Source organism: Amycolatopsis sp. NPDC051371 (assembly GCF_040682155.1).
Classification (GTDB): Bacteria; Actinomycetota; Actinomycetes; order Mycobacteriales; family Pseudonocardiaceae; genus Amycolatopsis.
Genome location: NZ_JBFBAG010000053.1, coordinates 51158 through 75256 on the forward strand (window position 1 = coordinate 51158; position 24099 = coordinate 75256).

Here is a 24099-nt window from a genome sequence, read left to right on the forward strand (position 1 = left end):
CGCCGAAGGCCACTTTGGATGCGTTGGGCGCGCCGAAGGCCACATTCGTTGTGCCAGACGCACCGAAGGCCGCCTTGGGTGCGCTGAACGCACCGAAGGGCCCCTTGGTTGCACCCAACGCACCGAAGGCCACCTTGGGGCGCTCGGGCCCACCGCTCACGCGAGGTCCGCCAGCAGGCCCATGTCCGCGATGATCGCCCGCGCCGCCCGGAGCGTCGGGACGGCCTGGACCGCCCCACTCCCTTCCCCGAGCCGCAGCCCGAAGTCCAGGATCGGCTCCAACCCCAGCGCCTTCAGCGCGAACGCCTGCGAAGGCTCCGTCGAGCGGTGCCCGGCCAGCCACCACTGCTCCGCCCCCGGCGCGATGTCCCGCGCGACCAGGGCGGCCGCACCCGAGAACACCCCGTCCAGCAGCACCGGGATCCGCAGCAGCGCCGCCTCGACCAGGAACCCCGTCGTCGCCGCCACGCACGCACTGCCCAGCGCCGTCAGACGCTCGAACGGGTCCTCCACGCGGCCCGAAGTCCGCGTCAGAGCCGCCGCGACCGCCTCCGTCTTGCGAGCCAGACCGGAAGCGTCGACGCCCGTTCCCCTGCCGACCACCTCGGCCGCCGGCAGGCCCAGCGTTGCCGCCACCAACGCCGCGCACATCGCCGTGTTGCCGATCCCCATGTCGCCCGGGACCAGCAGGTCGGCGTCGCCTTCCTCGCGGGCGATCGCGCGGCCCGCGTCGAACGCCGCCTGCGCTTCTCCCGGCGAAAGGGCGTCCTCGACGTCGATCGAGCCCGACCCGCGGCGGATCTTGTGCGCCGTGACGGAGGCGGGGACGTCCGCGCCGTCCCAGTCGACGCCGAGGTCGGCCACCCGGACCTTCGCGCCGACCTGCGCCGCCAGGACGTTCACGCCGCTCTTGCCGGCCAGGAACACCCGCACCATCGCCGCGGTCACCTCGCGTGGGTACGCCGAGAGCGCCGACACGCCGTGGTCGCCCGCGAAGACGACCACGCGGACGTCGTCCAGCGGGCGCGGCGGCACGCTCCCGTGCGCCGCCGCCAGCCAGGCGGCGATCTCCTCCAGCCTGCCGAGCGCGCCGAGCGGCTTGACCAGGCCGTCGAGCCGCTCCAGCGCGGCGGCGCGGGCGGCGGGGTCGGGCACGGGTACGTCGAACACGGGCGCCTCCTGGCTACAGGTCGAGCGCCCGGCCCGCGACGACCAGCACGACCCGGTCGGCGTCGGCGGACACCCGGTTGTTCAGTGCGCCCAGCACATCACGGAACAGCCGTCCGGACGACGTTGCGGGCACCACACCGCTGCCGACCTCGTTGCTGACCGCGACCACCGGCACGCGCGCCGCGGCCCACGCGGCCAGGAAGTCCTCCAGCCGGTCGTCCAGCCGGTGCTCCCAGCCCGGCTTCTGCTGCCAAGCCCCGACGTCTTCCAGCACTCGGGACAGCCAGGTGCCGAGGCAGTCGATCAGCAGCGGCTCGGTCGCCTTGCGAAGGGTGCCCGCCAAGTCCGTGGTCTCGACGGTCTTCCAGTGCGACGGCCGCCGCGCCTGGTGCGCGGCCACCCGCGCGGCCCATTCCGGGTCGTCGTCGCCGGCGGGGAGGCCGGGCGCGACGTAGACGAGGTGCGGGTAGTGGGCGACGAGCCGCTCGGCGTGCCGCGACTTCCCCGAGCGGACGCCACCGAGGACCAGCACCTTGCCTTCGTCGCGGCCGTACCGGCGAAGGGCGCGCGCCAGGGTCTCGAGATATCCGGCGAGCCGGTGGGTCAGCCCCGCCGACGCTTTCTTCCCCGCGGAGGCGGCGTTGGGCACAGTCATACCCGGCATTGTGGTGCACGCGCTACCGTGCGCCACGTGCCACTCCGTCTAGGGACAACCGCTGCCGGACTCGTTACCGGATATGCCGCCGACACCCTGTTCGGCGACCCCCGACGGGGGCACCCGGTCGCGATCTTCGGATCGGCGGCCGCGCGCCTCGAACGCGTCCTGTGGGCGGACTCGAAGCCGCGCGGAGCCGCGTACGCGGGGTTGTGCGCCCTCGGCGCGGTCGGCCTCGGCGTCGCGCTTCAGACGGCGACGCGGCGACGGCCCTTCGCACGCTTCGCGCTCACTGCTGCTTCTACGTGGGTAGTGCTCGGCGGACGCGGCCTCGCCGCCGAAGGCGCCGAAATGGCCCGCTTGCTCGAAGCGGGCGAAGTGCCTTCGGCGCGTACGCGGCTTTCGCACCTTTGCGCGCGCGACGCGACGACGCTCGACTCCGCCGAGCTGACCCGCGCGGCGACCGAGTCGATCGCCGAGAACACCTCGGACGCCGTGGTCGCGCCGTTGTTCTGGGGCGCGGTCGCCGGGATGCCCGGACTACTCGGCTACCGCGCGCTGAACACGCTCGACGCGATGGTCGGATACCGGTCGCCGCGCTACCGCCGCTTCGGGTGGGCCGCCGCTCGGGCCGACGACGTGGTCAATCTGGTGCCGTCGCGGATCGGAGCAGCGCTCACGGCGGTGTGCGCACCGCTGGCGGGTGGGCGCGCGCGGGAGGCGTGGCGGGTCTGGCGCCGCGACGGCGGGCGGCACCCAAGTCCGAACGCAGGGCAGGTCGAGGCAGCGTTCGCGGGAGCACTGGACATCCGGCTCGGCGGAACGAACAGCTACGGCGGCGAGGTGGAGAGCCGCGCCCGGCTCGGCGAGGGCCGCGACCCGGAGCCCGTCGACCTGCGCAGAGCGGTGCGGTTGTCGCGACTGGTCGGGCTGGCCGCGGCCATAATCGCCGCTGCCGCAGCCCCCGCCACACCCTGGGGGGCGTCCCCTGTCCAGTTTATCGGCTCCACCCCCGGCGGAAGGGCCGTTCGGCGATCTGTGGACAACTCGGCCGGCGTGCGCCCGGCTGTGGACAACTCCGTCAGCACGCGCCCGGCTGTGGACAAGTCCGGGGCAGGCCGATGAGCGGCCTCCTCGTCGCCGGTACCACCTCTGATGCCGGGAAGAGCCTCGTCACCGCCGGGATCTGCCGGTGGCTCGCCCGGCGGGGCATCCGCGTTGCCCCCTTCAAAGCCCAGAACATGTCCAACAACTCCATGGTCTGTGCCGACGGTGCCGAGATCGGGCGCGCCCAGTGGCTCCAGGCGCGCGCCGCCCGGGTCGAGCCCGAAGCCGCCATGAATCCCGTTCTGCTCAAGCCCGGCAGTGATCGGCGCAGTCACGTCGTCGCGCTCGGCAAGCCCTTCGGGACCCTCGAAGCCGGGGAGTACGCCACCGGCCGGGCCGGGCTCGCCCAGATCGCCTTCGCGGCCTACGAGGACCTCAGCTCCCGCTACGACGTCGTCGTCTGCGAAGGCGCCGGCAGTCCCGCCGAGATCAACCTGCGCGGCGGCGACTACGTCAACCTGGGGCTCGCGCGGCGCTTCGGACTGCCCGTGCTCGTCGTCGGCGACATCGACCGCGGGGGCGTCCTGGCCGCCATGTTCGGCACCCTCGCCCTGCTCTCCGCCGAGGACCAGGCGCTCGTCGCGGGCTGGGTCGTCAACAAGTTCCGCGGCGATGTCGGCCTGCTGCGGCCCGGCCTGGACAGCCTCGAGAAGGTGACCGGCCGGCCGGTCCTGGGCGTGCTGCCGTGGCTCGACCGCGTCTGGATCGACTCCGAAGACGCCCTCGCCGCCGCGGGCTGGCGCCGCGAGGCCCACGGCCGGGGGCTGCAGGTGGCCGTCGTGCGCTTCCCGCGCGCGTCCAACGCCACCGACGTCGACGCCCTCGCCGCCGAACCCGGCGTCACCGTGACGCTCACGGCCGATCCCGACACCGTCGCGGCGGCGGACGTCGTGGTGCTGCCCGGCTCGCGCGCCACCGTGGACGACCTGGCCTGGCTGCGCGACCGCGGTCTCGACACGGCGGTGGCGGCCCGCGCCGCGGCCGGGCGGCCGGTGCTCGGCATCTGCGGCGGCTACCAGATGCTTGCCGAGTCCATTGTGGACGACGTCGAGTCCGGGGCCGGCGAGGTGCCGGGTCTCGGCCTGCTGCCGGCGGGGGTCACGTTCGCCGAGGAGAAGGTGCTCGCCCGCCCGTCGGGGGAGTGGCGGGGCAACCACGTCGACGCGTACGAGATCCACCACGGCTCGGTGACTATGTCGGCGCCCGATGAGTCCTTTTTGGACGGCGTGCGCCGGGGCGTGGTCTGGGGCACGATGTGGCACGGAGCCTTCGAGAACGACGCCTTCCGCCGCGCGTGGCTCACGGAAGCGGCAGCCCAGGCCGGTGTCGGGTGGACCCCGGCGGCGGACGCTCCCGGCTTCGCCGACCTGCGCGAAGAGATGCTGGAGAAGCTGGCCGACGCCGTCGACGAGCACCTGGACACCGCGGCGCTGCGTACCCTGCTGGACCTGGGTGCGCCGCCGGGCCTGCCGTTCGTCCCGCCCGGCGCGCCTTAGCCGTCAGGGCCGGACAGGCCCGGTGAGCTTCCCGCTGATCTGCCGCAAGGTGCAGACCGCCGCCCGGGCCCCGGCGTCCCAGGCCGACTCGGTCGGGACGTGCGCGGCGAACTCGATGCTGGGCGGCGGGGTGCCCTCGGTGAAGTACGCGGCCGCCGCGATCCGGCACAAGGCCTGCGCCGGCTCCTGCAGCTTGGTGAGCCCCGGGTAGGTCTCGTACCCGTTGCCGGCGTCGACCCGCGCGGCGATCTGCTCGTCGTGCGGCAGGTCGCAGGCGACCCGGATCACCTGCGCGTTGTCCGCGTCGGAGTCCAGGCAGTCGCCGATCGCCATGGCGTCGATGTAGTCCGGGGCGGTCGCCGCGTGCGTGGCGTGCTGCGGCGTGATCGCCACCAAGCCGGCGCCGATCCAGAGCACGCTGAGCACCAGCCCGGCGATCGCCAGGCCGGTGCCGTCCCGGCCGTTGCGGCCGATCCGGATCAGGGCGCGGGTCCCGAAGCCGAGGGCGAGCGGGACCACTCCGAGCAGCCCCATGACGAACGCCGTGATCGCGAACCCGTCGGTCCCGGGGGACTCGACGGGTCCGCGGACCGTCGTCTGGTCGTGGCTGGACAGCGTCGAGCGCGTCTCGTCGAACAAAGGGGTCCCCTCCGGAATCCCCCGACCCGGCGGGGAAATCCTAGAGGGCCGAGATCACGAAGCGGCGACGGCGGCCTTCTTGGTCAGCGACTTCTCCGCGAAGGCGCCGAACGCCAGGCCCAGCGCCAGCCACAGCGTCACCTGGGTGCCGATCGAAGCCGTGCGGAAGCTCCACAGCGTCGAGGCCGGGAAGTCCGCCGGGACCTCGTCGACCGCCGGCATCAGCCAGGCCACCACGCCGATCACGACGAGGTAGCCCGCCGCGGCCAGGAGGAAGCCGTTCCACGCGCCGAAGCGGTCCGCGAGCTTGCGGCCGAACACCGTCGCGAGGATGCCCGCCAGCAGCGACACCGCGACGAACCCGAAGTACAGCTCGGTGCGCGAGCCGATCGTGCCCGGCTGGCCCACCGCCGGCGGGTTGGCCGGGTACTTCAGGAACGGGACGAGGAACACCACGGCGAACGCGCCGCCGGTGAGCAGCAACGCTGTCACGCGGGGGCGGAGGTTGCCGAGCCGGCCCTGGGCGAACGCGAAGGCGAGCGAGAGCAGGCCGCCGATCGCGACGCCGTAGACCACGACGCCGGCGAGCAGCCCGACGGTGCTCTGGATGTCCCGCGGGACGAGCTCTTCCTCGTGTTCTTCAGCGGGCGCGGCGCCCGCATCGTGGGAATGGGTGTGGCCGCCGGACTCCTCGAGCCCGATGGCGGCGTTGACCGACGGCTCACCGAAGGCGTAGGCGAACCCGAACGCGAGCACACCGGCGATCAGACCCGCGAGCATGCCGCGGACCAGCAAGGTCTTCATCATGGGAGTACGTGCCGCCGATCAGTGGCAGGGGAAGGCCAGCAGGTGCCGGCCGTCGTGCACGAACTCGTGGACGTACATGTTCGCGAACACCGCGGTCGCGCCCTGTTCGGCGCTCACGAAGTACAGCGCGATCAGGGCCAGGAGCACCACGAACACCGCCCACGGCACGATCTCACGGATCGGGATGCGGATCGGGAGCGGAACGGCGGGAGCTGCCGTGTGGGACATGAGCGTGGCCTCCTCGGGCTTTCGCGGCCTCATCGGGGTCTGCACGAAGGGATCCGGGTCTGGCTTCCCCCTGGTCGGGGGTCACAGTGGCGCGACCGCGCGGACTTGCACCGCGTTCCGGAATCTCCTCGTCTGGCCGGTTGAGCGTAGGTCCGCCGTTTGGGCCGCGTCAATGTGACAATGCCGCGGTGACTCGAATGGTGGCGGCCCTCGATGTGGGCGGGACGACGATCAAGGCGGCACTGCTGGACGAGCAGCTCCAGCCCAAGGCGACGCTGCGCGCGGAGACGGCGCGCAGCGCGGACGGCACGGCCTTGGCCGCGCAAGTGGGGGACATCGTGGCCGCGCTGGCGGAGCAGGCGGGGACGGACCTGCCCGCCGCGGTCGGCGTGGTCGTGCCCGGGATCGTCGACGAGGAGACCCGCGTCTGCCACTTCTCGGCCAACCTCGACTGGCGCGAGGTCCACTTCGGCGAGCTGCTGGAGGGGCGGCTCGGGCTGCCGGTGGCGTTCGGGCACGACGTCACCGCGGGCGGCATCGCCGAGTTCCGCGTGGGCGCGGGGCAGGGCGCGACGAACGCGGCGTTCATCCCGGTCGGCACCGGGATCGCGGCCGCGCTGCTGCTCGACGGCCGGATCCACCGCGCGCACGGGCAGGCCGGCGAGGTCGGACACATCGACGTGGGCCACCCGGGCAAGTGCGGCTGCGGCGCGATCGGCTGCCTGGAGGCGATTTCCTCGGCGGCGGCGATCGCCCGCCGCTACACGGAACGCACGGGCCGCGCGGCCGACGGCGCTCGCGAGGTGGTCGAGCTGGCCCGCCGCGGTGACGAGGTCGCGGTGGCGGTGGTCCAGGACGCGCTCGACGGTCTGGGCCACGGCATCCGGACGCTGCTGACGCTGCTGGGACCGGAAGTGATCATCCTCGGGGGCGGCCTGTTCACGGCGGCGGATTATGTGCTGGAGCCGGTGCGGGAGTGGCTGGCTTCGCATCTGACTTTCCAGCGGATGCCGGAGCTGCGGATCGCGAAGCTGGGTGATGAGGCCGGACGGCTGGGGGCGGGGCTGCTGGCCCTGGACTTGCTCGATCCGGCCTGAACCTGCCCGAGTCCGTGAATGGCACATTGAGGGACTTCAAGTCCCTCAATGTGCCGTTCACGGACTTCAACCGGACGACAAAGGTGGTCAGAGGGCGCGCAGGAAAGCCAGCGACGGCATGAAGAAGTACTCACCGCCCCGCAAGGTCACCGACTGCGGCACCGGATCGGCCGTGCGCTGCGCCGACCCGCCCCATTCGACCGTGTAGTCCGACGTCCCGCGCTCGCCCTGCCCGATCACCGGGTCCAGCCCCGGCGTGACGTCGTCGACGATCGGGAAGCCCGGGTTGTCCGCCCAGACCGCCTGCGTGAACTCGAACTGGTTGCCCAGCACCGAGTTGAACGCCATGAACAGCAGCCCGACCCCGCCGCTCGGCCGCGCCGCCGGTGGGACGTCGGCGTTCGGGTCGTCCGGCCGTTCGCCGTAGGTGACACCTCGCCGCGCCATCAGGTGCAGACGCTCGCCGGCCGGCTCCTCGGCGCCGCCGGACCCGCGTGGGTTCGTCTTGCGGATGTGTGCCTGGAACGGGCACTTCAGCGCCGCGCGGTCGCTGTCGAAGGTGAAGTTGTTCGACACCGGGCTTTCCGCGCCGTCTTCGCGCTGGGTGGTCAACGGCGTGCCGTCCTCGAACCGGCCGATGATCATCGCGCCCGCGCGCTCCCGGTCGTCGCCGGTCAGACCGAGCGTGTCGGCCAGGTCCGCCTCCGCCTGCTTGAACCGTCGCACGTTCTGTTCCAGCTTGCGGAAAACGAAGTAGCTGCCGAAGTGCACGGCCGGATCGGGCGCCGCGGTGTCCGGTACCAGCACCTGCGACAGCGGTGCCGCCGGGTTCCACACGTTGATGCCGTCGGTGTTGTTCTTCTCCGCGTCGACGTCCTCGGTGAGGAACAGCGGCTGGCTCCGGCCGTCGACGTACCCGAAGTGCTCGATGCCTTCGCCGCGCGCGTTGACGCGCCCGAGGCCAGTCTCCTCCGCGAGCACGGTGACGGAATCGGGCAGCAGGCCCAGGATTTCGTTGCGCCGCGCGGCCATCGCCTTGTCCGTGGCGTCGCCGACGAGCACGACGGCGTGGACTTCCCCGTGGTAGCCCGGATCGAACGTCGAGCGCGGCGGGTCGTTCAGCTTCCGCCGCGTCTCCGGTGCCGCCATTCCGCGCACGAATGCTTCGTCCTGCGGGAAGTTCTCGACGCCGAGGGCGCGGTAGCCGGCTGCCGTGAGCCCGACACCGACGTACGGCGTGCCCGCCGCGCCGGCGTCCTTGAACGCGCCGACCTCGTCGAGGTGGGCCTTGGCCGACTTCATCGTCCCGGTGACCGAGACCAGGAACGCCCGCGTCTCCGCTGGGTCGCCGAAAGTCAGCAGCAGTGCGGAAAGGTGGTCGCGGACGTGGGCCTTGAGGATGTTCGGCTGCAGTTCGCCGAGCATCACCTCGGCGTCCCCGGTCGCGGTGGTCCAGGACAGCGTGGTGGACAGGTCGATACTCATTTCGGGCTCCCCTCCCGTGTGAACGATCCGCCTGACGGCGGTGCACGGCCGGCCGAAGCTCCCCCTCGCCGGCCGTGCCCCCTGAAACCCAGGTTGCCGGGACCTTGCCCCGCGTGCCACCGACTTCCCCGGATTCACACGAAAGATTAAGTTGAGCGCCGAAGCGAAACGCGGGCCCCGGACCGGGACCCGCGTTCGCCGCTAACGGATCAGTACCACCACTGCGACTGGCCGCCCGCGATGAAGTCCCACAGCTGCAGCCGCGTGCCGTTGGCCCCGACCGACCCCTCGGCGGTCAGGTAGCGCGGGCTCGCCGGGGTCTGCAGGCGCAGGTAGCCCTCGGGGATCGCGGTGAGGGTCCACCACTGGTTCTGGCCGCCCGCCACGAAGTCCCACAGCTGGACCTTGGTGCCGTTCCCGCCGATCGAGTTCGAGTCGGCGTCGAGGTACCGGCCGCTCTGGTAGTTCTGGAAGCGGTAGTAGCCCTCGGGGTTCTGCGAGAGCCAGAACGCCTGGTTCGGCGCGTACTCGTTGCAGTCCCACAGCTGCATCTTCGTGCCGTTGGCGTTGATGGTGTTGGTGTCGGCGTCCCAGCAGCGCCCGAAGCCCGCGGACTCCAGCAGGTACGGGCCCGGGTCGACGGCTTCCGCGGCCATTCCGTTGGTGGAGCGCTGCTTCGCGGCACCGGCGACCTTGGACGGCCGCAGCTTCAGGTCGCCGATCGACACGACCTTGCCGTCCCCCTTGCCGTCGGCCGGGGCCGCGCCGGCCTGCGGAACGGCCACCAGGCCGAACAGGCCCGCCGCCGCGGCGACCGTCACCATCAGCCGCTTCATCTTCGTCATCGTTCCCCTTTTCGTCGGTTCACCCGTGGTCACGAAGGAAGAAGGCAGGCGCGAACCGGCCCCGGGCCACCACGGACCCGGCGCGTGGACGTGCCGGCGAATCCCCCTCGTCAAGACCGTCAAACCCCCGAAAGCGGTCTCCGAAACCATCATTCAGTGCGGTTCCGTCGTCGTCGAGGTGATTTCCGCGAGGGGCCAAAACGCACGTCAGGCGTGTAACGGAACGGAACCGGCGCCGATAGAGGGGCAGACACCGGGGGGAGCACGTTGCGCATCGAGCTGACGTTGCCGGATCTCGTCCGCGTCGGGCTCGCGGCCGCGGCCGACCCGATGGGCGAGCTCGCCGCGAGCCTGCAGGTCCTGCAACGGCGCGACGGCGGCCGCGCGGCGGCTTCGGCGGCGTTCAACCGGTGGCGCTACCGCGTGTGGCAGAGCCTGCCCGACTCGGCCGCGGTGCTGATGTGGCTCTGCCGGCCGGACGCGCCGATCCCGGGGTTCCTGCTGCCCGCGGCGGGGCGCTACGAGCTGGAGTCCGGGCTCACGGCGGTGCTGAAGACGGAACCGCTGAGCCTGAAGACGACGCTGCGCACGGCGCCGGCCGACCACGACCTTCCGGCGTGGGCCGCCGCGCTCGCCGACGGCGACACCGCAGGCTTGCCGCGATTGGTCCAGGTCATGCGCGACTACCACGAGCTCGCGCTCGCCCCGGGCTGGGACACGGTGTCCGGCCAGGTGGACGCCGACCTCGGGATGCGCACGCAGCTGCTGCTCCACGGCGGCGTCGACGCGCTGCTGACCGGCCTCCGCCCGCTGGTGCGCTGGGAAGCGCCGGTCCTGGAGACCGACGACCGGATCCCGGGCACGGTCCCCTCGGAGGGCACCGGGCTCCTGTTGGTGCCGACGTACTTCTCGGTGTACCCGGCGTTGGTCCCGGCGGCCCCGGGCGGCACGCCGCGGCTGCACTACCCGTGCGTCCGCCAGGCCGCGCCGCCGGCGGGCTTCGGCCGCGGGGCGCGCAAGGCGTCCGGCAAGGCGCTGGCGGACCTGCTGGGCCCGACCCGCGCGGCGGCGCTGACCGTCTTGGCTGTGGGCTGCTCGACATCCGAGCTGGCGGCGCGGCTGGGGGTCACGCCGTCGGCGGTCAGCAAGCACACCACGGTGCTGCGGCGCGCCGGGCTGATCATCACGCACCGGGAGCGGAACACCGTCCTGCATTCGCTCACCCCATTGGGAAGCGCTCTCCTGGACAGCTGACCGGTGGCGAATCACCTTTTGCCGCGCTTCCGTGCATTCGGTTACCGGCCATTTCCACGTCAGTTCCACCGGATCCGGTAGCGGAATTCCCGCGGCCGCCGACTTTCGCCCTGAGAAGGCGGGAGACGGAGATGAACCAGAGAACATCGCGGCTGGCCGTGCTGGCCACCGCTGTCGTCATCGGCGCGGCCGGGTTCGCGGGCTGCGCCACCGGTCCGGTGGACCGGCGGGCATTGTGCACCGGATTCGACGAGCTGGGAAAAGATCTGATGAGCGCGAACGGCATTTTCGACAACGCCGTTTTCTCCAGCGCCGGCGATCTGGCCGACCTGGCCGACCGGTACCAGGGGGGCGGATTGAGCGCCGACGCCTCCGCGCTGGACCGGATTTCCGATGCCGACGAGACCGACAACTTCGAGCTGGAGCGGGCCACGTCCGAGACCGCGAAGGTCTGCGGGCACCCGCTCGGCATCGGGACGACGAGCTACGCGGAGACCGGCGGCGGGAGCACCCGGGCGAACGGTGGTTACGGGAGTTACGGCGGCTACGGCTATCCGGATCCCACGACATCCGCGGCCGCGCCGTACACCCAGCCGTACACCGAGCCGCCGACGTCGTCCCCGCCGACCGCGACCTCGGCTGGTGACGAGACGTCCGCCCAGACCACGCTCCAGCAGCAAGTGGACACGGACCGGGCCCAGGTGGAAGCCCTGGCGGACAAGTGGGTTCCGCAGCTGTCGTCGAAGAACTACGGCCTGGTGGCGGACGGGACGACCTACGACCACCGCGCGATCTGGGCCGACTTCACGACGACCCGGCAGTCGTACCCGTCGGCGCTGCTGCTCTGGTCCGGCGACTACACGAGCTACACCAAGGGCGACTTCTGGGTCACGGTCGCGAACACGTCGTTCCCCACCGGTGCGGCCGCGAACGAGTGGTGCGTCGCCGAGCACCTCGATGCCGACCACTGCTTCGCCAAGCTCGTTTCCCACAGCCACGGACCGAAGGGCAGCACCCTGCCCCGGTGAACCACCCGAGAAAGGAATTGTCATGAACTGGAGCGCTTACGAAGTTTTCAGCCTGCTCAGCGGCATCGTCATGGCCGGGGTCGCCTTCGCGCCCAGGATCAAGGCGTCCGAACGGTTCTGGGCCGTCGTCAGCGGAGCATTCCTGATCGGCTACGCGATCTACGTCGCCAACCAGACGAGCGGGACCTTCTACTTCCCGTGGATCATCTTCGTGATCCCCTTCGCCGCGGCGGGCTACCTCGTGGTGCAGGCCGTCTCGAGAAACCGCGAGTCCGGTGAACAGCGGAACGACGACCGGCAGAACGAAGACCAGACCCGGTGACGCGGTTCCTCAGCCGAGCGTGGCCGTGGCCTCGACGAGTTCCGACAGGGCTTCCCGGGCCACTTCGCCGAAGCCCCGTTCGTTCGCCGGGTCCACCCACCGCGCGAAGCCCGTCGTGAACGCCAGGCCGCCGATCTCGGCGGCCAGGCTCGCCGCCGGGTCGGGGATGCCGCGCGCTCGCAGCGCGTCGGCCATCGCGGCCCGGAGCTTCGCCCGCTTGAGCAGCTCGCGCTCGCGGAGGTCGCTGTGGTTCGCGACCACCGCTTGGACCTTGCGCGCGAACTCGCGGTGGTCCGGGCCGAACGCCGTCTCCGTGGCCGTCAGCGCGGCCGAGATCGCCTCGATCGGGGTGGCCGACGCCGGGGCCGCGGCGATCGCCTCCGCGAACGTGCGGCTCAGGATGTCCTGGCCGGCGAACAGCACCTCGCGCTTGTCGGCGAAGTGCCGGAAGAACGTCCGCTTCGTCAGTCCGGCGCGCTCGGTGATCTCCGCGACCGTCACCTCGTCGTAGCCGCGCTCGAGGAACGACTCCACCGCGGCGCGCACCAGCCGCTCGCGTGCGTTCGGTTCCCACCGGCTCATGCCTCCCAGCTTAAGCGATGACACCCGGTGTCGTCATACGTGCTACGTTGATGGCACCAGGTGTCATCACAAGGAGGTTCTCATGCGTGTCTTCGTCACCGGGGCCAGCGGCTGGATCGGCTCCGCCCTCGTGCCCGAATTGCTCGAGGCCGGCCACCAGGTCGTCGGCCTCGCCCGGTCGGACGCCTCCGCGGCGACCGTCGAAAGAATGGGTGCCGAGGTGCTCCGGGGTGACCTGGACGACCTCGAGACGCTCGCGAAGGGCGCCGCGGACGCCGACGCCGTCGTCCACCTCGCCTTCGGCCACGACTTCAGCCGGATGGACGCCGCGATCCGGACCGACGCGGCCGCCGTCGAAGCCATGGCCGCCGTGCTCGAAGGCAAGGTGCTGGTGGCCGCCTCGGGGACGCCCTCGGTGCCCGGGGGCGTGGCGACCGAGCGGGACGACCCCGCCGGCTTCGGCCTGGTGGCGGGCCGGATGGACAACGCCCGTGCCGTCGTGAAGACGGCGGAGAGCGGCGTCCGCGCGTCGGTCGTCCGGCTGCCGCGGTCGGTGCACGGCGAAGGGGACGCCCACGGGCTCATCACGCGGCTCATCGCCGCGGGGAAGCAGAAGGGCATCGCGGCCTACGTCGGCGACGGGACGGCCCGCTGGCCGGCGGTGCACGTCCTGGACGCGGCCCACCTGTTCCGCCTGGCGCTGGAGCAGGCGCCCGCGGGCTCGGTGCTGCACGCGGTCGGCGACGAGGGCGTGGCCATTCGCGACGTCGCAGAGGTGGTCGGCCGCCGGCTCGGCCTGCCCGTCACGTCCGTCGAGGCCGACGACCTCGGCTTCCTCGGCGCGCTGCTGGCGATCGACCAGCCGGCATCCGCGGACGAGACGCGGGAGCTGGTCGGCTGGCGGCCGGAACACCCGGGACTGCTCGACGACCTCGAAAACGGTTATTACGACTGAAAGTGGGACAGCGCCGGCGGAGGTGGCGACAGTGACACCTCCGCCGGCGCCGGGTCTTACGCGATCGGCCGGTCCGTCGGCGCGATCGGGCGGGGCAGGACCTCGCGCCCGGTCAGGTAGGCGTCCACGCCGGCCGCGGCGCTGCGGCCCTCCGCGATCGCCCAGACGATCAGGGACTGGCCGCGGCCCATGTCGCCGGCCACGAACACGTTGTCCAGGCTCGTCTTGAACGCCTTGTCGCGGGCCACGTTGCCGCGCGGGTCCAGCTCGACGCCCAGGTCCTCGATGAGGCCCTTCTTCTGCGGCCCGAGGAAGCCCATCGCCAGCAGGACGAGCTGGGCGGGCAGCTCGCGCTCGGACCCGTCGACCGGGACGAACTTGCCGCCCTCGTTGCGCACCTCGACGAGCTTCAGCGCCCGCACGCGGCCATCCGCGTCACCCAGGAACTCCTGCGTGTTCACGGCGTACATCCGCTCGCCGCCCTCTTCGTGCGCCGAGGACACCCGGTAGATCATCGGGTACGTCGGCCACGGGTGGGCGTCGGAGCGGGCCTCCGGCGGCTTGGGCATGATCTCGAGCTGCGTCACCGAACGAGCGCCCTGGCGGTGCGACGTCCCGACGCAGTCCGCACCCGTGTCGCCGCCGCCGATGACGACGACGTCCAGGCCCTCGGCCGAATACGGGGACTCGGAAAGGTCACCGGACGCGACCCGGTTGGCCGGCGGCAGGAACTCCATCGCCTGGTGGATGCCGTCCAGCTCACGGCCGGTGATCGGCAGGTCACGCCAGTCGGTGGCCCCGCCCGCGAGCACGACCGCGTCGTAGGACGACCGCAGCTCGTCGGCGGAAAGATCCACCCCGACGTTCACCGACGTGCGGAACTCCGTGCCCTCGGCCTCCATCTGCGCGAGACGGCGGTCGAGGCGGTGCTTCTCCATCTTGAACTCGGGGATGCCGTAGCGCAGCAGCCCGCCGATCTTGTCGGCCCGCTCGAGGACCACGACGCTGTGGCCCGCGCGCGTGAGCTGCTGCGCCGCGGCGAGTCCCGACGGCCCCGACCCGACGACGGCGACCTTCTTGCCCGTCTTCGTGGAAGGCGGCTGCGGCGTCACCCAGCCCTCTTCGAAGGCGCGGTCGACGATGGAGATCTCGACGCGCTTGATCGTCACCGGGTCGTCGTTGATCCCGAGCACGCACGCGGTTTCGCACGGCGCCGGGCACAGGGTGCCGGTGAACTCCGGGAAGTTGTTCGTCGCGTGCAGCCGTTCGATGGCCTGGCGCCAGTCTTCCCGCCACACCAGGGTGTTCCACTCGGGGATGAGGTTCCCGAGCGGGCAGCCCTGGTGGCAGAACGGGATGCCGCAGTCCATGCAGCGGCCGGCCTGCTTCTCCAGCTTCGTCGACGCGAAGTCCTCGTAGACCTCTCGCCAGTCCATCAGCCGCAGGTCCACGGGACGCCGCGTCGGCTCTTCGCGGGTGGTGGTCAGAAAGCCCTTGGGGTCAGCCATGTGCGGCCTCCATGATCGCCTCGTTCACGTCGCGCCCATCCCGCTCGGCCTGAACCTGAGCGGCGAGCACGCGCTTGTAGTCCTTGGGCATGACCTTCCCGAAGCGGTCGACACCCGCGTCCCAGTCGGCCAGCAGTTCCCGCGCGACCGCGGACTCCGTTTCGTCGTAGTGCTTTTCCAGCGTCTCGCGCAGGAAGTCCGCGTCCTCGGAGTCGAGCGGGTCGATGTCGACCATCTCCGGGTTGACGCGGTGCGCGGGCAGGTCCAGCACGTAGGCGATGCCGCCGGACATGCCGGCCGCGAAGTTGCGCCCGATCGGGCCGAGCACGACCATCCGGCCGCCGGTCATGTACTCGCCGCCGTGGTCGCCGACGCCTTCGACGACGGCCAGCGCGCCCGAGTTGCGCACGCAGAACCGCTCGCCGACCTTGCCGCGGATGAAGATCTCGCCGCTGGTGGCGCCGTAGGCGATCACGTTGCCGGCGATGATGTGGTCCTCGGCGGGGATCCGCGCGTCCTTCGACGGGCGCACGATCAGCCGGCCGCCGGAGAGGCCCTTGCCGACGTAGTCGTTGCCGTCGCCGTAGAGCCGCAGCGTGATGCCCTTGGGCACGAACGCGCCGAACGACTGGCCGGCGGTCCCGGTGAAGGTGACGTCGATGGTGTCGTCGGGCAGGCCTTCACCACCCCATCGCCGGGTCAGCTCCGAGCCGAGCATCGTGCCGACCGTCCGGTTCACGTTGCGGACCGGGAGTTCCAGCCGCACCTTGTCGCCGGAGTTCAACGCACCCTCGGCCAGCTGGATCAGCGTGTTGTCGAGCGCCTTTTCGAGCCCGTGGTCCTGCAGTGTCTGCTGCAGGCGCAGCCCGGCGGGGGCCATCTCGGGCACGTGGAAGATCGGCGACAGGTCCAGCCCGGCCGCCTTCCAGTGCTCGACGGCCTTGCGCTTGTCGAGGAACTCGGCGTGCCCGACGGCCTCGGCGATCGACCGGAAGCCCAGCTCCGCCAGGTACTCGCGCACTTCCTGGGCGATGAACTCGAAGAAGTTGACGACGTACTCGGCCTTGCCGTTGAACTTCTCGCGCAGCTTCGGGTTCTGCGTCGCGACGCCCACCGGGCACGTGTCGAGGTGGCAGACGCGCATCATGATGCAGCCCGACACCACCAGCGGCGCGGTCGCGAAGCCGAACTCCTCGGCGCCGAGCAGCGCCGCGACGATGACGTCACGCCCGGTCTTGAGCTGGCCGTCGGTCTGCACGACGATCCGGTCGCGCAGCCGGTTGGCCAGCAGCGTCTGCTGCGTCTCGGCCAGGCCGAGCTCCCACGGGCCGCCCGCGTGCTTGATGGACGACAGCGGCGACGCGCCCGTCCCGCCGTCGTGACCGGAGATGAGCACGACGTCGGCGTGCGCCTTCGAGACGCCCGCCGCGACCGTGCCGACGCCGACTTCGGAGACCAGCTTCACGTGGATGCGGGCCTTCGGGTTGGCGTTCTTCAGGTCGTGGATCAGCTGGGCGAGATCCTCGATCGAGTAGATGTCGTGGTGCGGCGGCGGGGAGATGAGGCCGACGCCCGGCGTCGAGAACCGCGTCTTCGCGATCCACGGGTACACCTTCGCGCCGGGCAGCTGCCCGCCTTCGCCGGGCTTCGCGCCCTGCGCCATCTTGATCTGGATGTCGTCGGCGTTGACGAGGTACTCGCTCGTGACGCCGAAGCGGCCCGACGCGACCTGCTTGACGGCGCTTCGGCGCTCCGGGTCGTAGAGGCGCTCCGCGTCTTCGCCGCCCTCGCCGGTGTTGGACTTACCGCCGAGGCGGTTCATCGCGATGGCGAGGGTCTGGTGCATCTCCATCGAGATCGAGCCGTACGAGATGGCGCCGGTGGCGAACCGCTTGACGATCTCGGAGACCGGTTCGACCTCCTCGATCGGCACCGGTGCGCGCTTGCCGTACTTGAAGTCGAACAGCCCGCGCAGCGTCAGCAGCTTCTCGGCCTGGTCGTCGACGGACTTCGTGTACTCCTTGAAGACGTCGTACTTCCCGGACCGCGTGGAGTGCTGCAGCTTGAACACCGTCTGCGGGTTGAACAGGTGCGGCTCGCCTTCGCGCCGCCACTGGTAGTCCGCGCCGGTCTCGAGCTCGCGGTGGGCGGGGCGGACACCGTCGGCCGGGAAGGCGTAGGTGTGCCGCTTCGCCACTTCTTCGGCGAGGGTTTCGAAGCCGACGCCGCCGAGACGGGACGTCGTGCCGGTGAAGCAGTTCTCGACGACCTCTTCGCCGAGCCCGATCGCCTCGAAGATCTGCGCGCCGGTGTAGGACGCGACGGTCGAGACACCCATCTTGGACATCGTCTTGCGGACGCCCTTGCCGAGCGCCTTGATCAGGTTGTACGTCGCTTCCTTCGGCGTCACGCCCGGGATCAGGCCCTGGTGGGCCATCTCCTCGACGGTCGCCATCGCCAGGTACGGGTTCACCGCGGCGACGCCGTAGCCGATGAGCAGGGCGATGTGGTGCACCTCGCGCGCGTCGCCGGCCTCGACGATGAGGCCGACCTGCGTGCGCGTCTTCTCGCGGACGAGGTGGTGGTGCACCGCGCCGGTCAGCAGCAGCGAGGGGATCGGCGCGTGGTGCTCGTCGACGCCGCGGTCGGACAGCACGATCAGCCGCGCGCCGTCTTCGATCGCCTCCGACACCTCCGCGCGGATCTCGTCGAGGCGCTGGACCAGCGCTTCGCCGCCGCCGTGGACGTTGTAGCGGCCGAGCACGGTGACCGCCTGGAACTCCGGCAGGTCGCCGTCGTCGTTGACGTGCACCAGCTTGGCGAGCTGGTCGTTGTCGAGCACCGGGAACGGCAGCGCGATCCGGCGGCAGCTCGCGGCGTCGCCGTGCAGGAGGTTCGGCTCGGCGCCGATCTGGGTGCCGAGCGCGGTGACGAGCTCCTCGCGGATGGCGTCCAGCGGCGGGTTGGTCACCTGGGCGAACAGCTGGATGAAGTAGTCGAAGATCAGCCGCGGCCGGCTGGACAGCGTCGCGATCGGCGAGTCGTTGCCCATCGAGCCAATCGGCTCCGCGCCGGTGCGGGCCATCGGCTCGAGGATGGTTTCGAGCTCTTCCTCGGTGTAGCCGAACGCCTGCTGGCGGCGGACGAGCGCGGCGTGCAGCGGCACTTCCCGGTCGCGCTCGGGCAGGTCTTCGAGCTGCAGCAGGCCGGCCTCGACCCACTCGTCGTAGGGGTGCGCGGTGGCCAGTTCGGTCTTGACCTCGTCGTCCTCGACGATCCGGCCCTCGGCGGTGTCCACGAGGAACATCCGGCCGGGCTCGAGGCGTCCCTTCCGGACGATCGTCGCCGGGTCGATGTCGAGCACGCCGACCTCGGAGGCGAGCACGACGAGGCCGTCGTCGGTCACCCAGTAGCGCCCGGGGCGCAGGCCGTTGCGGTCGAGCACCGCCCCGATCTGGCTGCCGTCGGTGAAGGCGACGAGCGCCGGACCGTCCCACGGCTCCATCAGCGTCGAGTGGAACTCGTAGAAGGCGCGTCGCGCCGGGTCCATTTCCTGGTGATTCTCCCAGGCTTCGGGGATCATCATGAGAACCGCGTGCGGCAGCGAGCGGCCGCCCAGGTGGAGCAGCTCCAGGACTTCGTCGAACGACGCCGAGTCGCTGGCGCCGCGCGTGATCACCGGGTAGATCCGCTTGAGGTCGCCCGGGACCAGGTCGGTTTCGAGGAGGGCTTCGCGGGCGTCCATCCAGTTGCGGTTGCCGCGCAAGGTGTTGATCTCGCCGTTGTGCGCGACGTACCGGTACGGGTGCGCGAGCGGCCACGACGGGAAGGTGTTGGTGGAGAAGCGGGAGTGCACGAGGCCGATGGCGCTGGTGACGCGCTCGTCGGTGAGGTCGGCGAAGAACCGCTCGACCTGGCCCTCGGTGAGCATTCCTTTGTAGACGATCGTGCGCGAGGAGAGGCTCGGGAAGTAGACGTCTTCCTCGACGAGCTCGTGCTCGGCGCGCTTGCGGACGCAGAACGCGCTGCGCTCGATGTGCAGCGGGTCCGAGTGCTCCGGCTTCGGGCGGCGCGCGGTGAGGAACAGCTGCGTGAAGTGCGGCATGGTCTCGGCGGCGGTCGGCCCGCAGTGCTCGGTGTGCACCGGCAGCTCGCGCCAGCCGAGGACGCGCATGTCCTCCTCGGCGGCGATGCGCTCGATGGTCGTCATTGCCCGGCCGCGGCGCTTTTCGTCCTGCGGCAGGAAAGCGGTGCCGACGGCGTAGGTGCCCGGCTCGGGGAGCTCGAAGTCCACGACGTCGCGGTAGAACTCGTCGGGGACCTGGATCAGCAGTCCGGCGCCGTCGCCGGTGTCCGGTTCGGCGCCCCGCGCCCCGCGATGTTCCAGGTTGCGCAACGCGACCAGGGCCTTCGCGACGATCGCGTGATCTCGGCGGCCGGTCAGGTCGGCGACGAAGGCGACACCGCAGGCGTCGTGTTCGTAGTCGCTCCGGTAGAGGCCCTCGGCCTCGGCGTTGCTGAGCTGCTGCCCCGCGGGGGGCAGGGAACGGGCACGGTGGGTCACGGCTGGCCGCCTCCCAAGGCGTTGGCGCGACCGGTACTCACCTCATCGAGTGGTTCGAGCTGAACCGGTTAACGAAGTGGTCCGGTACCGCGATGGTCAGTCGAGAACAGTTGCTGTTGTCGGCGTTGTCGAAGTGCAAGATGCCGTGAGGTACCGGCCGAGCGTCGATGCTCGGGAACCGGACGCGGGTCATCTGGGAGGCCGCACAACGCTGGGCAGCCGAACATGTCGGTCCTGCGTGCGCGCACAGACAGACCACTGTGGTGGGGGTCAGCCGGAGCGCGCGGTGTTACTCCCGGGTTCGCCGGGTCTTATGACGATAGTGTGAATTCGCTGTTATCGACATACGTCGTTGCCCTCGGGTGGGAAATGCCACGCTTGCGTTGACGGGGCCCGGGGTAGTCCCATATGCCGGGCTGGAACTCCCATTTTTCGGTCTGCGAGGCTCTTGACCTGCGGAAACGTCTGTCCCAAGTGGCCTGGGCCACGTGTTGCGGCCCCCTTCCGAGGTGGCAAGCTGGGTGCATGGCGGACGCGTCCGATGACTGATCGTTATCTCTCCGTGGCTCGTTCGGGGGTCCACGAGATCGAGATCAAGCGCTCCCGGTTCCTCTGCGCGCTGGCTCCGGTGACGTCGGAGGAGGCCGCGCGCGAGTTCATCGCGGCCCGCCGGCGCGCCGAACCGGGCGCGCGGCACCACTGTCACGCGTTCGTTTTGGGGCCTGATGGGCGGACTCGGCGGTCCAGCGACGACGGTGAGCCGGCGGGTACCGCGGGCACGCCGATGCTGGAGGTGCTGCGGCGTCGCGAACTGACGGACACGGTCGCCGTGGTGACGCGCTACTTCGGGGGAGTGCTGCTCGGGGCGGGCGGACTGATCCGCGCGTACGGTCAGTCCGTTTCGGACGCACTGGAAGTGGTTGGTGTACTAGAACACCGGCGTCTCAGGCTCGTGGAAGTGGCGGTGAGTTACGACCGCGCGGGCCGGCTGGAGAACGACCTGAGGGAGTCGTACGTGATCCACGCGACCCGCTTCGACGCTCTGGCCCACTTCGAAATCGGGTTGGCGCCGGACGAGGTGCCGGCTTTCGAGAGCCGGCTCGCGGACTTGACCAACGGCGAAGCCACGACGACCGAACTCGGCGACCACTGGGTGACCTCCGGCCGGTGATCAGGGACGTGACTCGCGTGACTGGACACGGGACTCGCGTGATTGAAGCCGGAACTCGCGAGTTCCGGCCTCAATCACGCCGGTTCCGGTTCTGATCACGCGAGTTCCGGCTTCGATCACGGCGGAGCCCGGGGTGGACCAAGGTGCCCGAGTGGTTCGGTGCCGGAACCGGTTGGCGCACAACGGACTTTTGGTGCTTCCGCGAACGAGTCCGGCCGTGGCACCATGTCGTGCCACCGAGTTCCGGTACCACTTCGATCGCCACAACGTCGTCGACGCGGCTCGCGCCGAATTGACAACGTTGTCAGAAACGCTTGTCCGACAACGTTGTCGCCCGGCGGAAGCGTGCGACAAGGAGGGAAGGTTCCATGTCCGGACCACTCGCCAGACGGCTGCGCGGAGCTTTGCTCGCCGCGGTCCTCGTGGGCGCGGGCCTCACCGCGCTGTCCGCCGCACCGGCGGGCGCGGCCACGCTGGCCCTTACGCAGTACGTGAATCCCTTCATCGGCACGGACAACAGCAACTCCCCGAACCCCGTGCCCGGCGGCGCCGGCGGCAGCACGTACCCGGGTGCCGCCGTGCCGTTCGGCATGACGCAGTTCAGCCCGGACACCCCGACCGGGTCGCCGTCGGGTTACCGCTACAGCGACACCAGCATCGAAGAGTTCAGCCTGACCCACTTCAACGGCGCCGGCTGCCCCAACAACGAAGACCTCGGCCTGCTGCCGATCACCGGCGCCATCGGCACTTCGCCGGGCACCGGCTGGACGGGATACGCCGGCCGCTACACGAAGGCGAACGAGTCGGCCGCGCCCGGCTACTACAAGAACAAGCTCGACAACTACAACACCACCGTCGAACTGTCCGCCACCAAACGCTCCGGCTTCATGAAACTGACGTACCCGAACACGACGTCCGCGCGGCTGCTGGTCAACACCGGTCGCAGCGCCACCGGGAACCGCACCGGGTCGATCAGCATCAGCGGCAGTCAGCTCACCGGAGCGGTGACCGGCGGCGGTTTCTGCGGCTCGTCGAAGACCTACCAGATCTTCTACGTCATCCAGTTCGACCGCGCGCCCAGCGGGTTCGGCACCTGGCTCGGCGGGACCGTGAGCGCCGGGTCCGCCGGCACCAGCGGCACGAACTCCGGCGGCTACGTCACCTTCGACACCTCGAGCAACACCACCGTGCAGGCGAAGGTCGGCATCTCGTTCGTCAGCCTGGCCAACGCGCAGGCGAACCTCACCGCCGAGAACCCCGGCTTCGACTTCGCCGCGACCCGCGCCGCGGCCGACACGAGCTGGAACACGATCCTCAACCGCGTCCAGGTGACCGGGGGTGCGGCCGCGGACCTGCAGAAGTTCTACACGGCGCTGTACCACGTGTTCCAGAACCCGAACATCGCCAGCGACACGAACGGGCAGTACCGCGGGTTCGACCAGGCGATCCACACCGCGACGCACACGGTCTACCAGAACTACTCCGGCTGGGACATCTACCGGTCGTGGGCCGCGCTGATCGGGCTGGTCGCGCCGGCCGAAGCGAGCGACATAGCCAAGTCGATGGTGCTGGACGGCCAGCAGGGCGGGCTGCTGCCCAAGTGGTCGCACAACAACAACGAGCACTTCGTGATGACCGGTGACCCCGGGCCGATCGTCGTGGGCAGCATGTACGCGTTCGGCGTCCGGGGCTTCGACACGGCGGCGGCGCTGACGCTGATGGACAAGAGCTCCAACGGCGGTACCGCGCAGGGCCAGTCGATCCGCGGCCGCCAGTCCGGGTACGTCAGCCGCCACTACGTCACCGAGGACCCGTCGGACTCGCTCGAGTACTCGGCGTCGGACTTCGCCGTCGCGCAGTTCGCGAAGGCCGTCGGCGACGCGACGAAGTACACCACCTACATGCAGCGCGCCCAGTGGTGGCAGAACGTCTTCGGCCCCGACTCGGGTTACGTCCAGCCGCGCGGCAGCACCGGCACGTGGGCCTGGCCGGTCGTGCCGTCGAGCAACAGCGGCTACACCGAAGGCAACCCGTCGCAGTACACGTGGATGGTGCCGTACAACTACCAGGGCCTGATCAACCTGATGGGCGGCAGCAAGACCGCCGTCCAGCGGCTGGACCACCACTTCACGCAGCTCAACGGTGGCCTCACCCAGCCGTACTTCTACATCGGCAACGAGCCCGAGCACGGCGTGCCGTGGGCGTACAACTACGCCGCCCACCCGCAGGGCACCAGCTCGGCGGTGCGGCGCGTGATGAACGAGTCGTTCACCACCGGTGCGGGCGGCGAGCCCGGCAACGACGACCTCGGCGCGACGTCGGCGTGGTACGTCTTCGCCGCGCTGGGCATGTACCCGGCGACGCCGGGTGCGGACGTGCTGGCGCTGCACGGCCCGCTGTTCCCGTCGGTCTCGATCGTCCGCCCGAGCGGGACGATCCAGATCACCGGCACCGGCGCGGGCCAGGGCGCGCAGTACGTGCAGAGCCTCAGCGTCAACGGGACTTCGACGACCAAGTCGTGGATCCGCTACGGCGACATCGCGGGCGCATCGACGCTGAACTACACGATGGGCTCGTCGCCGAGCGCCTGGGGCACGAACGCGGCGGACGTCCCGCCGTCGTACAACGACGGGTTCACGCCGCCGCCCGCGGCGCCGGACCTCGGCACGAACCTGGCGCAGGGCAAGGCTGCGACGGGCTCGGCGGCGTGCGCCTCGTCCGAGGGCGCGGCCAACGCGGTCGACGGCAGTCTGGCGAACAACAGCAAGTTCTGCAGCACCGCCGCGACGAAGTTCCTCCAGGTCGACCTCGGGTCGGCGCAGAACGTGTCGTCGTTCGTGGTGAAGCACGCCGGCCTCGGCGGTGAGACCACCGGCTGGAACACCGGCGCGTTCACGATCCAGACGTCGACCGATGGTTCGACGTGGACGACCGTCGCGTCGGTGACCGGCTCCCGGGCCAGCCGCACGTACCACCCGATCGCAACCCGATCGGCCCGGTACGTGAAGCTGAACCTCACCACCCCGGCCAACGACGGCAACGGCGCGGCGCGGATCTACGAGTTCGAGGTCTACCGCTGACCCACCGGTCGTGAGTGAGAAACAGTGTTAGACCCGGTACTGGCCCGCGTTCGTCGTCCACGACCCGGTCCAGTGCGCGAGTTCCAGCGTCGAGATCGGGAAAGAC

19 protein-coding genes are annotated in these 24099 nt (G+C 70.7%); 9 read left to right on the plus strand and 10 right to left on the minus strand.

Annotation, left to right across the window (positions count from 1 at the left end; genetic code table 11):
* Window positions 1-156 precede the first annotated feature (156 nt).
* Window positions 157-1170 carry a nicotinate-nucleotide--dimethylbenzimidazole phosphoribosyltransferase gene (cobT, locus tag AB0M59_RS43940; RefSeq protein WP_364627646.1) on the minus strand — a complete coding sequence of 338 codons (1014 nt, stop codon included), beginning with the start codon at window positions 1168-1170 and terminating at the stop codon, window positions 157-159.
* Window positions 1171-1183: 13 nt separating this feature from the next.
* Window positions 1184-1825 carry a bifunctional adenosylcobinamide kinase/adenosylcobinamide-phosphate guanylyltransferase gene (locus AB0M59_RS43945; RefSeq protein ID WP_364627647.1) on the minus strand — a complete coding sequence of 214 codons (642 nt, stop codon included), beginning with the start codon at window positions 1823-1825 and terminating at the stop codon, window positions 1184-1186.
* Between the two features lie 36 nt (window positions 1826-1861).
* Between AB0M59_RS43945 and AB0M59_RS43950 the strand changes: the two genes are divergently transcribed.
* Window positions 1862-2950 carry a cobalamin biosynthesis protein gene (locus AB0M59_RS43950; RefSeq protein ID WP_364627649.1) on the plus strand — a complete coding sequence of 363 codons (1089 nt, stop codon included), beginning with the start codon at window positions 1862-1864 and terminating at the stop codon, window positions 2948-2950.
* A complete protein-coding gene (locus AB0M59_RS43955) occupies window positions 2947-4428 on the plus strand; it encodes a cobyric acid synthase (RefSeq protein WP_364627651.1) in 1482 nt (493 codons plus the stop codon). Before AB0M59_RS43950 ends, AB0M59_RS43955 begins: the two co-directional genes overlap by 4 nt.
* A gap of 3 nt (window positions 4429-4431) precedes the next feature.
* On the opposite strand, the gene AB0M59_RS43960 is transcribed toward AB0M59_RS43955, so the two are convergent.
* Genes AB0M59_RS43960 through AB0M59_RS43970 form a run of 3 tightly spaced genes read right to left on the minus strand, consistent with a single transcriptional unit; the run spans window position 4432 to window position 6102 of the window.
* The gene (locus tag AB0M59_RS43960) at window positions 4432-5067 is read right to left on the minus strand and encodes a septum formation family protein (protein WP_364627653.1); all 636 of its coding nucleotides are present in this window, start codon (window positions 5065-5067) and stop codon (window positions 4432-4434) included.
* 54 nt (window positions 5068-5121) lie between these two features.
* Window positions 5122-5874, minus strand: a complete 753-nt coding sequence (locus tag AB0M59_RS43965) for a CbtA family protein (RefSeq protein ID WP_364627654.1) — start codon at window positions 5872-5874, stop codon at window positions 5122-5124.
* Between the two features lie 18 nt (window positions 5875-5892).
* Window positions 5893-6102 (minus strand): CbtB-domain containing protein, encoded by a 210-nt coding sequence (locus tag AB0M59_RS43970; RefSeq protein ID WP_286002977.1) that lies wholly within the window; start codon window positions 6100-6102, stop codon window positions 5893-5895.
* Window positions 6103-6299: 197 nt separating this feature from the next.
* Here AB0M59_RS43970 and AB0M59_RS43975 point away from each other — a divergent pair, with 197 nt between their 5' ends.
* Entirely contained in the window at window positions 6300-7199 is a 900-nt protein-coding gene (locus tag AB0M59_RS43975) for an ROK family protein (RefSeq protein ID WP_364627679.1), read from the plus strand.
* 87 nt (window positions 7200-7286) lie between these two features.
* On the opposite strand, the gene AB0M59_RS43980 is transcribed toward AB0M59_RS43975, so the two are convergent.
* The gene (locus tag AB0M59_RS43980; RefSeq protein ID WP_364627656.1) at window positions 7287-8684 is read right to left on the minus strand and encodes a Dyp-type peroxidase; all 1398 of its coding nucleotides are present in this window, start codon (window positions 8682-8684) and stop codon (window positions 7287-7289) included.
* Between the two features lie 209 nt (window positions 8685-8893).
* Window positions 8894-9529, minus strand: a complete 636-nt coding sequence (locus tag AB0M59_RS43985) for an RICIN domain-containing protein (protein WP_364627658.1) — start codon at window positions 9527-9529, stop codon at window positions 8894-8896.
* 267 nt (window positions 9530-9796) lie between these two features.
* Between AB0M59_RS43985 and AB0M59_RS43990 the strand changes: the two genes are divergently transcribed.
* The 3 genes from AB0M59_RS43990 to AB0M59_RS44000 all read left to right on the plus strand — a co-directional run bounded on the left by AB0M59_RS43990 (window position 9797) and on the right by AB0M59_RS44000 (window position 12133).
* A complete protein-coding gene (locus tag AB0M59_RS43990) occupies window positions 9797-10783 on the plus strand; it encodes a helix-turn-helix domain-containing protein (RefSeq protein ID WP_364627660.1) in 987 nt (328 codons plus the stop codon).
* A 131-nt stretch (window positions 10784-10914) separates the two neighbouring features.
* Window positions 10915-11811: a hypothetical protein gene (locus tag AB0M59_RS43995; RefSeq protein ID WP_364627661.1), complete on the plus strand. Its 897-nt coding sequence runs from the start codon at window positions 10915-10917 to the stop codon at window positions 11809-11811.
* Between the two features lie 22 nt (window positions 11812-11833).
* Complete coding sequence (locus AB0M59_RS44000; RefSeq protein WP_364627665.1) at window positions 11834-12133, plus strand: hypothetical protein; 300 nt, start codon at window positions 11834-11836, stop codon at window positions 12131-12133.
* Between the two features lie 9 nt (window positions 12134-12142).
* Here AB0M59_RS44000 and AB0M59_RS44005 read toward each other — a convergent pair whose 3' ends face one another.
* Window positions 12143-12715, minus strand: a complete 573-nt coding sequence (locus AB0M59_RS44005) for a helix-turn-helix domain-containing protein (RefSeq protein WP_364627667.1) — start codon at window positions 12713-12715, stop codon at window positions 12143-12145.
* 82 nt (window positions 12716-12797) lie between these two features.
* Between AB0M59_RS44005 and AB0M59_RS44010 the strand changes: the two genes are divergently transcribed.
* Window positions 12798-13670: an SDR family oxidoreductase gene (locus AB0M59_RS44010; protein WP_364627668.1), complete on the plus strand. Its 873-nt coding sequence runs from the start codon at window positions 12798-12800 to the stop codon at window positions 13668-13670.
* A gap of 56 nt (window positions 13671-13726) precedes the next feature.
* Here AB0M59_RS44010 and AB0M59_RS44015 read toward each other — a convergent pair whose 3' ends face one another.
* Complete coding sequence (locus AB0M59_RS44015) at window positions 13727-15178, minus strand: glutamate synthase subunit beta (protein ID WP_364627670.1); 1452 nt, start codon at window positions 15176-15178, stop codon at window positions 13727-13729.
* Window positions 15171-19742 carry a glutamate synthase large subunit gene (gltB, locus tag AB0M59_RS44020; protein WP_364627672.1) on the minus strand — a complete coding sequence of 1524 codons (4572 nt, stop codon included), beginning with the start codon at window positions 19740-19742 and terminating at the stop codon, window positions 15171-15173. The genes AB0M59_RS44015 and gltB overlap by 8 nt, the downstream gene beginning before the upstream one ends.
* 541 nt (window positions 19743-20283) lie before the next feature.
* Between gltB and AB0M59_RS44025 the strand changes: the two genes are divergently transcribed.
* Both AB0M59_RS44025 and AB0M59_RS44030 read left to right on the plus strand, forming a co-directional pair.
* Window positions 20284-20913: a YigZ family protein gene (locus AB0M59_RS44025; RefSeq protein ID WP_364627674.1), complete on the plus strand. Its 630-nt coding sequence runs from the start codon at window positions 20284-20286 to the stop codon at window positions 20911-20913.
* Between the two features lie 368 nt (window positions 20914-21281).
* Complete coding sequence (locus tag AB0M59_RS44030; protein WP_364627676.1) at window positions 21282-23993, plus strand: GH92 family glycosyl hydrolase; 2712 nt, start codon at window positions 21282-21284, stop codon at window positions 23991-23993.
* The last annotated feature ends 106 nt before the right edge of the window (window positions 23994-24099 follow it).